The sequence below is a fragment of the Streptomyces sp. NPDC096046 genome, assembly GCF_040303285.1.
GTDB lineage: Bacteria > Actinomycetota > Actinomycetes > Streptomycetales > Streptomycetaceae > Streptomyces.
This window is the reverse complement of the sequence record NZ_JBEOSZ010000017.1, coordinates 23,665-36,649: the sequence shown is the minus strand read 5'-3', so window position 1 is coordinate 36,649 and position 12,985 is coordinate 23,665. Positions and strand designations below refer to the sequence as shown.

Below are 12,985 nucleotides of genomic sequence, written 5' to 3'. Positions count from 1 at the left end.
GGTGCCCGGGCGGGGTCACTCCTCGGTGCCGGCCTCGCGGAACCAGGCGATCGTGTGCCGCAGGCCCTCCTCTGCACGCACCTGGGGGTCCCAGCCGAGCTTGTCGCGGGCCAGCGTGATGTCCGGGCAGCGCACGGCCGGGTCGTCCACGGGACGTTCGATGTAGCGGATCTCCGAGGAGGACTCGGCGAGTTCGACGACCAGGCGCGCGAGGTCGAGCATGGTGATCTCGGTCGGGTTGCCGATGTTGACGGGTCCGCGCATGCCGTGGGCGGCGGCGGCGAGGATGCCGCGCACGGTGTCGTCGACGTAGCACAGGGAACGGGTCTGGCGGCCGTCGCCGGTCACGGTGAGGGGCTCGCCGGCCAGGGCCTGCCGTACGAAGGTCGGCACCGCGCGTCCGTCGTGGCCGCGCATCCGGGGGCCGTAGGTGTTGAACAGCCGCACGATGCAGGTGTCGGTGCCGTGGGTGTCGGCGTGGGCGGTGGTCAGCGCCTCGCCGAAGCGCTTGGCCTCGTCGTAGACGCTGCGCGGCCCGACGGGATTGACGTTGCCCCAGTAGCGCTCGTCCTGTGGGTTCTGCAGCGGGTCGCCGTAGACCTCGGAGGTCGAGGCGAGGACGAAGCGGGCGCGGGAGGAGCGGGCGAGCTCCAGGGCGTTGCGGGTGCCGAGGCTGCCGGTCTCCATGGTGTGCAGCGGGAGGCGCAGGTAGTCGGCCGGGGAGGCCGGGGAGGCGAAGTGCAGGACGAGGTCCGGCGGCCGTTTGATCCGGATTCCCTCGGTGACATTCGCCTGCACCAGCGTGAAGCCGGGCTGTTCGAGCAGCGGCGATATGTTCTCGGGCCGGCCGGTGCTGAAGTCGTCCACGCAGGTGACGGCCGCGCCCGCCTCCAGCAGTGCGGCGCACAGATGGGAGCCGACGAACCCGGCGCCGCCGGTGACGACGGCGTGTTCCCAGTTGCGCGAGAGTGCGGTGGCCATGTCGGTTGCTCCTCCGTCGGGCGGTGCGGCGCGGGACGACGGGGGCGCCCCGGACCGGCGATCGCGGACCGGAGGGCCGTCGAGCCCACGATCAGCGTCCGCCGACCGTGCGCGCGCGGCACGGTCGCTTACGGCAAACCGGTGAGTCACGGAGGGTGAGGACGTGCGGCCGACGCGTGTCCGCGCAGGCCGGCGGGGTGAGCGCGGAGGCGTCAGGCGATCAGCGTGCGGCCCGGGTTCAGGCGGTCGAGCAGCTGGTCCTGGTGCAGATCGGCGACGGGAGCGAGCAGGTCGGGGTGGCGCAGCAGGGCGGCGGCTCTCCGGTCGCTGTCGTCGGGGGCGGTCAGCCGGCGGAACTCGGCCCGTGATCCGGTGCTGTGGCTGCCGTCGGCGAGCGCGGTCACGGCCCGGGCGGCCAGCTCCGGATCGGTGAGCAGGCAGGCCGCCCAGCTGGCCAGGACCTCGTCCACCCAGGTGCGCCAGGCGTGCGCGTCCGTCTCGTCGCCGAGGGCCGCGTCGGCGCCGGTGACCCAGTCGAGCCGCCCGGAGCCGCCGGGTCCCGCCATGCCGAGCAGGGCGGCGTCCATGGCCGTCGGGTACCGCAACCAGGCCGCTACGGTCACGGCCTGCCGGGCCTGGACCTCGCACAGCGCGGAGGCCAGCGCGCCGCCGGCGGCGGGGAAGGCGCGGGTCAGCCACTGGGCGGTCGCCGCGATGACGGGGGAGAGATCTGCTAGCACTGCCGGGCCGTCCGAGGGAGGGGAGCGGGATCTGGTCGTAGACGGTAACCGTCGCTTCGCCCACCCGGACGTGATCGGGACCTCGTCCGGGATGTGGCCTCGGCCACACCGTCGGCGTCCCGGAGCCGCGCGGGGGCCGCGGGAACCCGGCATGAGGGCGGGCCGCGGACGTGCCTCGCGCAGCGACGGCCGTCCTCCGTTTCGGCCGCACAGGGGCCGGGCACCCGGCCCGCGTGTTGTCTCACGGACCCGAATCCGCTGGTCCGGCCCGGTCCCCAGGTGCCCGGTCGCCGGTGGGCACGCTGCGCTTCGACGGCTGGATAGCGGGGATCGGCACGGCCTCCGGCGTCCGTGTGGTGCTCGGGCACTGGCCGCGGTCGCCGTTCGGCCCGTTCAGCGACGTGATGGTGGAGGAAGCCGACGGGCACCGGCTGCTGCTGGCGCCCACGCGCCGGACTGCGGACTTCGTCGCCGGCACGTATGTCTTCGACGAGGTCCGGGTCGTACCGGTCGAGGTGCGGATCACCGGCCGGCGGCACTGGACCGTCACGGCCCCGCCGTTCGATCTGCGCTTCAGCACCGGCCGCCGGACCCTGCCGGGCCTCGCGCTGCGCGCGGTGCCGGGTCCGCTCGCCACACACCCGGGCTGGATCGCGCTGTGGAACCGGCCCGCCCGTCTGCTGCTGGGAGCGCGCACCCACGGCAGTGCCCGCCCCGGCCGGCACCAGTGGTACGGGGCCCGGGACCTGCACCCGGTCACCTCGGCCACCGTCACCCGTGCGGGCGAGAGCCTCGGCGCCCTCGCCCCGGTCAAGCCTCCCGTGCGTTTCGGGACCGGCTCGACGCCTCGCCCTCCCTGTCTCGTACGGATCACCACGAGGGTGGCCGTGGGGCAGGACCGGAGTACGACAGGAGTCGCGTCATGACGGAACAGCGAGCGGATTCCCCGGACGCCCGGCGTGCCCCGGCCACCGACATGTCCCTGCTGGGCATCTACCTCAACGACCATCTCGCCGGTGCCACCGCGGCGACCGCGCGCGTGCGCTACCTGCTGCGCTCGTGCACCGGCTCGCCGCTCGCCGACGCGCTGGCCCCGGTCGCCGCCGAGATGGCCGACGACCGGACGAGCCTGCTCGGGATCTTGCGGCGCCTCGACGTGCCGGTACGCCGCTACAAGGTCTACGCGGGCCGGGCGGTCGAGCAGGTGGGGCGGCTGAAGAGCAACGGCAGCCTGGTACGGCGCTCTCCGTTGAGCACTCTGTGGGAGCTGGAGGTGCTGGCGCTCGGGGTGGAAGGCAAGCTGGCGGGCTGGGAGACCCTCCGCGATCTCGCGACCACGGACGAGCGGCTCGACGCCGGGCGGCTGGACGAGCTCATCGAACGGGCCCGGCTGCAGCACGCCACACTGGAGGAGCTGCGTCACCGGCAGGTCGAGGTCGCCTTCCGCCGCGCCTGAGCGGCGGGGCGGCTCACCAGAACCGGCTGCTGAGGGCGGGCTGATGGGTCAGTTGCACGGCGTCGCGCAGTCGCAGCGCGACGCTGATGGTGGCGCGCAGGACGGAGGGACGCACCGTCTGGGCGGTCTCGGTGGCGAGGACGAGCAGGCAGGCCGCCGCCTGTTCGACGACCGGGACGGGCAGGACGAAATCGTTGTCCGCGGCCGTACGGAAGGCCTTCAGGGGGATCGCCGCGCCGTCGATGGCCCGGCGCGCGGCCTGCTCCAGGTACTGTGCGGCCTGTTCGCACACGGGGGCGGGCAGGGCGATGGTGCGCTGGAACGGTGAACTCGTCATGACCCGACTGATCCCCCGCCGGTGGCCGGTTCTGTCGGCCGGCGGCGGGTTTTCACCGTCCCGCGTGACCTCGCGTGGCGCATGTCCCGGAACCCCGAACAGGCCTCGGCCGGGGGGCAACGGCCGCCGGGGCCGAGAGGTCTGCTTCCGCGATCGGGGCACCGGGCGAACGGCCCCGGAGAGCTCGCAGCAGTGACCACACGGGGTATCGGAAGGCCGAGCGGCGCGGCCGTACGCTGAGTGGTGATCGACCGGCGCCGAGGAGGAGTACGCATGACCGCCCGAGCGGATGTCGTGGCCCGGCTCACCGGCAGTGCGGTCAGGGGCGAGCGGCCCCGGTCGGGAGCTCTCGCCGAGGCCACCCTGGACGACGGGCGGGTCGTGGTCGTCAAACGGTCCGACGCGCCGGGGGCGGCACGGGCCGAGGCGGCGGGGCTGCGATGGCTGGCCGCCGCCGGGAGCGTGCGCGTGCCGGCGGTGCACGGACACGAAGAGGGCTGGCTGGTCATCGACCGGGTGACGGAAGGGCGGCCGGGCCGGCGGGCGGCGGTGCGCTTCGGCCGGGACCTGGCGGCGCTGCACGCCGCCGGGGCACCGGCGTTCGGCGCGCCGCCGCCGCACGGGGCGGCGGACGCGTACATCGGGCTCGCGCGGATGCGCAACGAGCCCGCCGCCGACTGGCCGAGCTGGTACGCCGAGCAGCGTGTGCTGCCGTATCTGCGGCAGGCGGTCGATCAGGGCACCGTCCGGGTCGGCGAGGCGACCGTCGTGGAGCGTCTGTGCGAACGGCTGCCGGAGCTGTCGGGACCGGCCGAGCCGCCCGCACGCCTGCACGGGGACCTGTGGAGCGGCAACGTGCTGTGGGCCGCCGACGGAGAGGTCCGGCTGATCGACCCGGCCGCGCACGGCGGGCACCGGGAGACGGACCTGGCGATGCTGCGGCTGTTCGGCTGCCCTCACCTGGAGCACGTCCTGGACGGCTACCAGGAGGTCGCGCCGCTCGCCGACGGCTGGGACGACCGGGTCGGCGTGCACCAGCTGTTCCCTCTGCTGGTGCACGCCGTGCTGTTCGGCAGGGGCTACGCGAAACAGGCGTTCGCGGTGGCCCGTACGGCCCTGTCGGGGTGACCGGTCAACGGGTCACGACATGCCGTTCGTCGGGGACGCAGTGGGTCATGGTGAGGCCCTCGACGTCACGCGGCTTGTTCTTGCCGAGGTTGGCCAGGCGTTCGCGGTCGTCGTCCGTGAGGTCCTGGCTCGCCAGCGGCTCCAGACCGGCCACGTCCTCCGGGCCGATGCCCAGTCCCTCGCCGACCCGCAGACCGAGGTCGTTCTCGACCAGCAGGAAGTGCCAGACCATGCGCTCCTGGATCGCCCGGTCGCACTGGGACAGTTGACCGATGAAGTTCTTCACCAGGTCGTCGCGCTCCCAGTCCTCCAGCAGCAGGTAGCGCTGACCCGCCTGAAGGTAGTCGTTGGTGCGCGGGATGCGCTTGCGGGTGAGCCGGCCGCGGATCTCGGGGCCCTGTTCGTCATGGGCCGGGTAGCGGGCCTCGCGCAGGCCCCCGGTGATGGACGGCTCATAGTTGACCTGCGGGTTCTCTCCTCCGCCGTCCACGTGGTAGGTCATCTGGCCGTCGCGCTGGTTGGTGTGCACGTCCGCGTTCTTGGCCTGGTTCACGGGGAGCTGGAGGTAGTTCGGGCCGACCCGGTAGCGCTGGGTGTCGCTGTAGGAGAAGGTCCGGCCGATGAGCATCTTGTCGTCGGAGAAGTCCAGGCCGTCGACGAGGACGCCGGTGCCGAAGGAGATCTGCTCGTTCTCGGCGAAGAAGTTCTCCGGCATGCGGTCGAGCACCATCCGGCCCACCGGCTTCGGCGGGAAGTCCTGCTCGGGCCAGGTCTTGGTGTCGTCCAGCGGGTCGAAGTCGAGCTCCGGGTGGTCGTGGTCGTCCATCATCTGGACGAGCAGCTCCCATTCCGGGTGGTCGCCGCCGGCGACGGCCTCGTACAGGTCCTTGGTGGCGTGGCCGAGGCTCTCGGCCTGGACGTTGGCCGCGTCCTCCTCGGTCATGCTGCGCACGCCCTGCTTGGGCATCCAGTGGTACTTGACCAGCTTGGTCTCGCCGTCGGCGTTGACCCACTTGTAGGTGTTGACGCCGAAGCCCTGCATGTGGCGGTAGTCGGCGGGGATACCCCGCGGGCTGAACAGGTTGACCAGCATGTGCATGGCCTCGGGCGTCTGCGACATGAAGTCGAAGATGCGGCCCGGCTGCTGCTCGAAGGTCACCGGGTCGGGCTTGAGGGCGTGGATGACGTCCGGGAACTTGATGGCGTCCCGGATGAAGAAGACACCCAGGTTGTTGCCGACCAGGTCCCAGTTGCCGTCCTCTGTGTAGAACTTGACGGCGAAACCACGCGGGTCGCGGGCGGCCTCGGAGGAGTCACGGCCGCCGATCACGGTGGAGAAGCGGACGGCGACGTCCGTGCGCTTGCCGCGCTCCTGGAACAGCTTGGCCCGGGTGTAGCGGCCGATCGGCTCGTCACCCCAGGTGCCGTAGGCCTCGAAGTGGCCGTAGGCGGTGACGCCGCGGGCGTGCACGACGCGCTCCGGGATGCGTTCCCGGTCGAAGTGGCTGATCTTCTCCAGCAACTGGTAGTTCTCCAGCGTGGCCGGGCCGCGGGCGCCGACCGTGCGCTGGTTCTGGTTGTCGTAGACCGGATGGCCCTGGCGGTTGGTGAGTACCTTGCGGTCGTCGCCCGGGGCGGGGCCGGTGCCGGATACGTCCGTCATATGGGTGGGCTCCTTCGGCTCGTGGCCGGCGGCCGGCCGGGGCGGCACCGTGAACGGCCGCCCGGCCGGTCCTGGCGGGACGGGCCGAGTACCCGGCGGGGCGGGGTCACTCACGTGCCAGTCTGTCGCGCCCGGCGTTCGGCCTCGGCGCGTTCGGCCGGGGCGGCGGCTTGCCAGGCGGCCGTGGACGCGGTGTCCGCGGCCGTCGTCACCCACGGCGAGGACCGGCCCGCCCTTGTCTCGGAGACCCGGTCCCTCCGTACGGACCCGGGTGACGGTGCGTGGCGGCGGCGCTGTCCCGGACGGGGTCCCCGGACGCCTGGGGCTGCCCGTCTTCACGGTGGACGGCACGATGACCGAGGACGAACTCGTCGAACGGGTCGCCGAGGTCCTCCGCCTCTGGCACGGAGAGGGCCCGGACCCCGGTGGGGATCCGGGCCCTGGAAGGCCGGTGTGTCTCAGCCTTCCTGGAGGCGTGCGCGCAGCAGCCCCTTGCCCAGCTCGGCACCCTTGCGGCTGTCCGCCTGGGCCTTGCGGAACAGGTCCGCCACCTCGGTGTCCTTGGCGCGCTCCGCGTCCTGGATGTAGCTCTCCAGGCGCAGGGCGTTGTTCAGGCACGCCTCGACGTACCAGATGAGGTTGTAGTCCTTGTCCTGCGTACCGGTCACACCGCCGGTCTCCGATTCACTGCTCATGCGGGCCTCCTTCTCGCGGAGCGGACCAATTCAGGCGCCGGACGGGTACCCGCCCTCCGCTCGGGCACACAGCCCGCGTGCGTCACGCGGAGTGATCACAGCGTCACGTGGGACGGAACCGGTCGGGCAGACCCGTACGCACCGCCAACTCCCTACTCTCTGCGGCATTTCAGACAGTTGACACGGAAGTAGCCAGACGGCGATCACTTTCGGAACGAAGTCGCGCTCCACCGTGCGAGACCGGTCGATGACGGTGTGTACTGTGCTGCGGGTGGCTCGCCCGAGCACCCCGGACCCAGCCCTGCCCGACTCCCTCCTGGAATCGACTCGATGATCGAAGTACCGGACCTGGCCGTCGGTGCCCTCGCCCTCGGCACACTGTCCGCGATCGCCCTCGGCGGCGGGCTGCTGCGCTCACGGCGGCAACTGGCGGCGCAGCGCGCGAAAACGTCCGCGCTGCGGGCCCAACTCGACGGCACCTCACGGTCATTCGCCTCCGAGGTGGAGCATCTGGCGACGCGGCGGGTGCCCGCCGCGGCCCGGCAGGCGGCGCATTCCCATGTCACCGTGCCCGGACCGCTGAACCCGCAGCTGGCCGGGTCGCCCCTGGGGCTCGCCCTGGAGCAGGTGCTGAAAGGACTGCACACCGAGCTGGCCGCGCAGCGCGTCCGCATCGACGCGGCCGCTCAGGCCGGGATGCGCGGGGCCACCCGGGAGATCCAGGCGGCGCTGTACCGGCTCCAGGACGCCCTGCGCGGACTGCAACAGCGCTACGACGATCCCGAGTTGGCGCAGACCCTGTTCGAGCTGGACCACGAGAACGAGCAGTCGCTGCGGCGGGCCCAGGTCGCCGCCGTGGTGTGCGGGGCCTGGGTGGGGCTCGCCCGGGAGGACTCACATCTGGTGGACGCGGTGACGGGCGGCCAGGCCCGGCTCGCGGGCTACCGGCGCGTCCGGGTCGGCAATCACCTGGCGCCCGGTACGGCCCTGGTGTCACACGCCGTCGAGCCGGTCGCCATCATCGTCGCCGAGCTCCTCGACAACGCGCTGAGGCACTCCGCGCCCGACACCGACGTCGTGGTCAACCTGGAGGCGGTCCACCACGGTGTCTGTGTGACGGTGGACGATGCCGGGCTGGGCATGACGCAGGACGAACGGGCGCGGGCCCAGCGGATGGTCGCCGGTTCCGATCCGATTCTGCTCACCGAGCTCGGCGACCCGCCGCGCATGGGACTCGCGGCCATCGGGCAGCTGACCCGGCAGTTCGATCTGAGCGTGGATCTGTCCTCCCCGTCCCCGTACGGCGGTGTGCGGGCGGTCCTGCGGATCGACAGTCATCTGCTGACGAGGATCGACCCCGAGGAACTGCCTCCGGCCGCCGGCGCCCCGCGGTCGACCCGCAGGACGGTGGCGCGGGACGCGGGGAGCGCGGCCGGCGCTTCCCGCGGTACGGGACCGGACGGGCACGGCGCGTCCGGCGGCGCGTCCGACACCCGGAAGTCGGGTGAGCCCGTCCCGTCCGGTGGGACGGTGCCCGGCGCTTCCGTCCCTCCCCCCGCTTCGGCCCCTGCCCGGTCCGGTCCGGTCCGCACACCCCGGCCCGCCCCGGACGACCCACCGCACCAGCCCGAACCCGCCCCGGCCACCGGGTCCGGCGACCGCGTCGCGACCACCGAGCCCGAGGGGCCCGGGTCGTTCCGCACCACCGCGCCACACGACCACGATCACGACCACGGCTATGGCACCGAGCAGGACGCCGACGTCTCCGCCCCGGTCCCCGGCCATCACGGGCCCCGCGACGGCGGCGGTCTCCCCCAGCGACGTCGCCGCAACCGCGCCGCGACCTCGGCCGGTCAGGGGGCCGAACCCGCACCCGCGCGGCGTCCCCGCCGCCCCGAGGACGCCGCCGCCGCCCTCCGCGCCCTCCAGTCCGGGACCGCGGCAGCGCGCGGCGTCACCGGGTCGAACGCAGGCGCCGTCCCGGCCGTATCTGAGGGTGCCCCGGCCGCGACAACCGCCGACGGGGCCCTCGACGACACCGACAGCAACGACCACGAAGGGGGAACGGCTCGATGACCAGCCGCGCAGCGGGGGACACGGCATGGGTGCTCGAACCGGTCCTGGAGGTGCCGCACGTCGTGGCAGCCGTCCTGCTCACTCGGGACGGACTCGTCACGGGCTACACCGACGCGCTGTCGCGGCCGTCGGCCGAGCGGGTCGCGGCCATCACCAGCACCGTGCAGGGCGCCTGCCGTACCGCAGCGGCGGCGTTCGCCGACACCGACCGGGCCGACATCCGGCAGGTCGTCATCGAGTCGGACCACGGCTACGTGCTCATCGTGCCGACGGACCACGGCACCTGCGTCGCCGCGTACGGCGATCCCGAGGTGCGGCTGGACCTGCTGGCCCACCGGGTGCACTCGCAGGTGGCGCGCCTGGGCGAGAAGGCGATGGCCGCCGGGCCCCGGAGTGCCGACGGCGACACGCCGGCATGACCGGCCGCCGAGGCGGCCGTCCCCTGGTTCCCGCGTACCTGTCGACCGGCGGGGTCGCCAGGCCCAGCCGTGCGCATCTCGAGCGGCTGTCCGTCCTCACCGGCAGCGGTGAGCCGGCCCCCGCCGAACTGCCCGCCGCCCAGACGGCCCTGCTGGAGGAGCTGGAGCACGGGTCGCTGACGGTACTGGAGGCCGCGGCCCTGCTGCGCCTTCCGGTCTCCGCGGTACTGGTGCTGGCCGGCGACCTCCTCGACCGCGACCTCATACTGGCCCGCGCGCCGATCCCGCCCGCCCGGCGCTTCGACCCCGACCTGCTGAAGAGAGTGGCCGATGGCCTGCGCGACCTCAAGCACCGTTGACGCCGAGACGGGGGGCGCGGACCTGCACCTCCCCGACACCGCACAGGACTTGGTGAAGATCCTGATCACGGGGCCCTTCGGGGTGGGCAAGACCACCCTGATCCGCTCGGTGTCCGAGATCCGCCCGCTGCACACGGAGGAGCGGCTCTCCGAGGCGTCCGCACAGGTCGACGACCTCGCCGGGGTGCGGGACAAGTCGACCACCACGGTCGCCATCGACTTCGGCCGGATCAGCCTGCCGGGCGGTGTCGTGCTGTATCTGTTCGGCACCCCCGGACAGGAGCGGTTCCGGGCACTGTGGGACGACATCGCCTACGGGGCGCTCGGCGCCCTCGTCCTGGTCGACGCCCGCCGGATCGACGCCTCGTTCGACGTGCTGGGCCTGGTGGAGGAGAGCGGACTGCCCTACGCCGTCGCCTTCAACGCCTTCCCGGACGCGCCCCGCCACCACACGCCCGAGCAACTGCGCGCCGCCCTGGACCTGGAGCCCACGACCCCGATGGTGACCTGCGACGCGCGGGAGGCGAACTCCTCGGTCGACGCCCTGCTCGCGCTGGTGCAGCACCTGATCGACCACCACCCCCCGGAGCCCCGGTGACCCGACCGTCCCCCGCCGAGCAGGCCTTCTCCCTCGCGGCGCCCGTCCGACTGTGGGAGGACGGCTTCGCCCGCGACCCCCACTCCTATTACGCCGCCCTGCGCGCCCACGGCCCGGTCGGCTGGGCGGAACTCGCCCCCGGTGTCGCGGCGTACGTCGTCACCGACCGCCGGGCGGCGCTGGACCTGCTGCGCGACACCGAGACGTTCTCGCACGATCCGCGGCCGTGGGAGGCGACCGTACCCGACGACTCTCCGGTGCTGGGCATGATGCGCTGGCGTCCCAACACGCTTTTCGCCGACGGCGGCGCCCACCTGCGCTACCGCACCTCGCTGCTCGACGCCTTCGACCTGGTGGAGCCGCACGATCTGCGGGCCCGGGTGCACCGGGCGGTGCACCTGCTGGTGAGCCGGATCGGGCCGCGCGGAGAGGCCGACCTGGTGGGCGAGTTCACCCGGCCGCTGATGGCGCTGGTGTTCAACAGCCTGTTCGGACTGCCGGACAGCGCGGGCGAGCGTCTCGACTCCGCCCTGGGCAAGCTGATCGAGGGCGGAGCCCAGGCGGCCGCGGGCGAGGCCGAGTTCGGCGGGTACGTGCTGGAGCTGATCTCCGCCAAGAGGGAACGGCGCGGCGACGACCTGCCGAGCTGGCTGCTGGACCATCCTGCGGGACTGACGCCCGAGGAGGTCACCTGGCAGGTGTTCCTCACCCTCGGCGCGGGCCACGAGCCGACGGCCAACCTGGTGTCCAACGCGCTGTCCAGGATCCTCGGTAACCCGGCCTACTACTCGACGCTGACCAGCGGCGCCCGTCCCGTGACGGACGCGGTGCTGGAGGTGCTGCACCACGAGACGCCCCTCGCCAACTACGGCATCCACTACGCGCGCACGCCCCTCACCTTCCACGGGGTGTGGATCAGGGCCGCCGTGCCGGTGGTGATCTCGTACGGGGCGCTCGCCCAGGCCGCCGAGCGGGAGCGCGGCGAGGACCGCCACCCGTCCGACGCCTCCCACCTGTCCTGGTCGGCGGGCCCGCACGCCTGTCCGGTGAAGCAGCACACCCTGCTCATCGCCACCGAGGCGATCGAACGACTCACCCAGTGGCTGCCCGACCTCGAACCCGTACTGCCCCGCGAGCGACTCACCTGGCGGCCCGGTCCGTTCCACCGCTCGCTGACCGCCCTGCCCGTCCGATTCAGCCCCCGCTCTCCCGACCAGCCAGGAGGACGACCATGACCATGACCGACCGCATCGCTCTCGACCCGTTAGGCGCCGACATCGCCGCCGAGAGCGCCCGGCTGCGTGCCGTCGGCCCGATCGTGCCCGTGGAGCTGCCCGGTTCCCTCCCCGCCTGGGCGCCCACCCGCTACGACACGCTGAAGCAACTCATCCTCGACCCGCGGGTCAGCAAGGACCCGCGGCTGCACTGGCGGCTGTGGCCCGAGATCGGCGGGAACCCGTCCTGGGCCTGGATCCTGGGCTGGGTCGGCGTGGTCAACATGCTCTCCGCGTACGGCCCGGACCACACCCGGCTGCGCAAGCTGGTCGCGCCCAGCTTCACGCACCGGCGCACCGAGGCGATGCGGCCCCGGGTGGAGGCGATCACGGAGGAACTGCTGGACGCGCTGGAGGCCGCCGACGGCGAGGTCGTGGACGTCAAGGCAGGGCTCGCCCATCCGCTGCCGATGCGGATGATCTGCGAACTGATGGGTGTGCCCGACGAGTTGCGGGAGGACACCGGCCGGCTCATCGCGGCCATCATGGACACCTCCGACCCGAGTCCGGAACAAGCGGCGTCCGTGCAGCGGCAGATCGGCACGGTGCTGCCCGCGCTGATCGCGTACCGGGCGGCGCATCCCGGGGACGACATGACCACCGAGCTGATCCGGGTCCGCGACGAGGACGGCGACCGGCTGAGCGACGAGGAGCTGCTGTACACGCTGCTGCTGGTGATCGGGGCCGGTTTCGAGACCACTGTGAACCTGATAGGCAACGCGGTCGTCGCCCTGCTCCGCCGTCCCGAACAACTCGCGGCGGTACGGTCCGGGGAGATCCGCTGGGACGCCGTCGTCAACGAGACGCTGCGCGCGCACCCGTCGATCGCGTCCCTGCCGCTGCGGTTCGCCGTCACCGATCTCACGGTCGGCGACGTCACGATCCCGGCCGGCGACGCCATCATCACCACGTACGCCGCCGCCGGGCTGGATCCGGAGCACTACGGCCCGGACGCCGACCGTTTCGACGCCACGCGCGCCGCCGACGACCATCTGGCGTTCGGGATCGGCGTCCACCGCTGCATCGGGGCGCCGCTGGCCCGCCTCGAAGCCCTGACCGCGCTGCCGGCCCTGTTCGACCGGTTCCCCGACCTGCGCCTGGCCGCCGGGGACGAGGGACTGCGGCAGGTGCCGTCGTTCATCGCGTTCGGCTGGCGGGAGATCCCGGTACGGCTGCGGGGCTGAGCCACACCATCCGAGGCACACGCCGCACAGGGCAGCGCGCGGGAGCGCGACCGGTCCCCCGTTCCGGTCGAGCCC

14 protein-coding genes are annotated in these 12,985 nt (G+C 72.9%); 9 read left to right on the top strand and 5 right to left on the bottom strand.

The genetic code is table 11. The annotated features are described in order from the left end of the window. Positions 1-15 precede the first annotated feature (15 nt). Both ABTX62_RS17100 and ABTX62_RS17095 read right to left on the bottom strand, forming a co-directional pair. The gene (locus ABTX62_RS17100; RefSeq protein ID WP_352116913.1) at positions 16-981 is read right to left on the bottom strand and encodes an NAD-dependent epimerase/dehydratase family protein; all 966 of its coding nucleotides are present in this window, start codon (positions 979-981) and stop codon (positions 16-18) included. Positions 982-1,193: 212 nt separating this feature from the next. After that, positions 1,194-1,721, bottom strand: coding sequence for a hypothetical protein (locus ABTX62_RS17095; RefSeq protein ID WP_352116912.1), 528 nt, complete (start codon positions 1,719-1,721; stop codon positions 1,194-1,196). A gap of 293 nt (positions 1,722-2,014) precedes the next feature. On the opposite strand from ABTX62_RS17095, the gene ABTX62_RS17090 reads away from it, so the two are divergent. After that, positions 2,015-2,647: a hypothetical protein gene (locus ABTX62_RS17090; protein ID WP_352116911.1), complete on the top strand. Its 633-nt coding sequence runs from the start codon at positions 2,015-2,017 to the stop codon at positions 2,645-2,647. After that, on the top strand, positions 2,644-3,177 hold the full coding sequence (locus ABTX62_RS17085; RefSeq protein WP_352116910.1) for a hypothetical protein: 534 nt from the start codon (positions 2,644-2,646) through the stop codon (positions 3,175-3,177). Before ABTX62_RS17090 ends, ABTX62_RS17085 begins: the two co-directional genes overlap by 4 nt. 13 nt (positions 3,178-3,190) lie before the next feature. On the opposite strand, the gene ABTX62_RS17080 is transcribed toward ABTX62_RS17085, so the two are convergent. Next, positions 3,191-3,514 (bottom strand): hypothetical protein, encoded by a 324-nt coding sequence (locus ABTX62_RS17080; RefSeq protein ID WP_352116909.1) that lies wholly within the window; start codon positions 3,512-3,514, stop codon positions 3,191-3,193. A gap of 273 nt (positions 3,515-3,787) precedes the next feature. On the opposite strand from ABTX62_RS17080, the gene ABTX62_RS17075 reads away from it, so the two are divergent. After that, positions 3,788-4,642 carry a fructosamine kinase family protein gene (locus tag ABTX62_RS17075; protein ID WP_352116908.1) on the top strand — a complete coding sequence of 285 codons (855 nt, stop codon included), beginning with the start codon at positions 3,788-3,790 and terminating at the stop codon, positions 4,640-4,642. Between the two features lie 4 nt (positions 4,643-4,646). On the opposite strand, the gene ABTX62_RS17070 is transcribed toward ABTX62_RS17075, so the two are convergent. Together ABTX62_RS17070 and ABTX62_RS17065 are read right to left on the bottom strand one after the other, a co-directional pair. Next, a complete protein-coding gene (locus tag ABTX62_RS17070) occupies positions 4,647-6,305 on the bottom strand; it encodes a catalase (RefSeq protein WP_352116907.1) in 1,659 nt (552 codons plus the stop codon). 458 nt (positions 6,306-6,763) lie between these two features. Beyond that, positions 6,764-7,000, bottom strand: a complete 237-nt coding sequence (locus ABTX62_RS17065) for a hypothetical protein (protein WP_283973802.1) — start codon at positions 6,998-7,000, stop codon at positions 6,764-6,766. Between the two features lie 330 nt (positions 7,001-7,330). On the opposite strand from ABTX62_RS17065, the gene ABTX62_RS17060 reads away from it, so the two are divergent. The 6 genes from ABTX62_RS17060 to ABTX62_RS17035 are packed head-to-tail and all read left to right on the top strand — an operon-like array spanning position 7,331 to position 12,910. Continuing rightward, positions 7,331-9,076, top strand: coding sequence for an ATP-binding protein (locus tag ABTX62_RS17060; RefSeq protein ID WP_352116906.1), 1,746 nt, complete (start codon positions 7,331-7,333; stop codon positions 9,074-9,076). Next, entirely contained in the window at positions 9,073-9,495 is a 423-nt protein-coding gene (locus ABTX62_RS17055) for a roadblock/LC7 domain-containing protein (RefSeq protein WP_283973804.1), read from the top strand. The genes ABTX62_RS17060 and ABTX62_RS17055 overlap by 4 nt, the downstream gene beginning before the upstream one ends. Further along, positions 9,492-9,854 (top strand): DUF742 domain-containing protein, encoded by a 363-nt coding sequence (locus ABTX62_RS17050; RefSeq protein WP_352116905.1) that lies wholly within the window; start codon positions 9,492-9,494, stop codon positions 9,852-9,854. Before ABTX62_RS17055 ends, ABTX62_RS17050 begins: the two co-directional genes overlap by 4 nt. After that, positions 9,826-10,452 (top strand): GTP-binding protein, encoded by a 627-nt coding sequence (locus ABTX62_RS17045; protein WP_352116904.1) that lies wholly within the window; start codon positions 9,826-9,828, stop codon positions 10,450-10,452. Before ABTX62_RS17050 ends, ABTX62_RS17045 begins: the two co-directional genes overlap by 29 nt. Then, entirely contained in the window at positions 10,449-11,687 is a 1,239-nt protein-coding gene (locus tag ABTX62_RS17040; protein ID WP_352116903.1) for a cytochrome P450 family protein, read from the top strand. The genes ABTX62_RS17045 and ABTX62_RS17040 overlap by 4 nt, the downstream gene beginning before the upstream one ends. Beyond that, entirely contained in the window at positions 11,684-12,910 is a 1,227-nt protein-coding gene (locus ABTX62_RS17035; RefSeq protein ID WP_352116902.1) for a cytochrome P450 family protein, read from the top strand. The genes ABTX62_RS17040 and ABTX62_RS17035 overlap by 4 nt, the downstream gene beginning before the upstream one ends. Positions 12,911-12,985 lie beyond the last annotated feature (75 nt).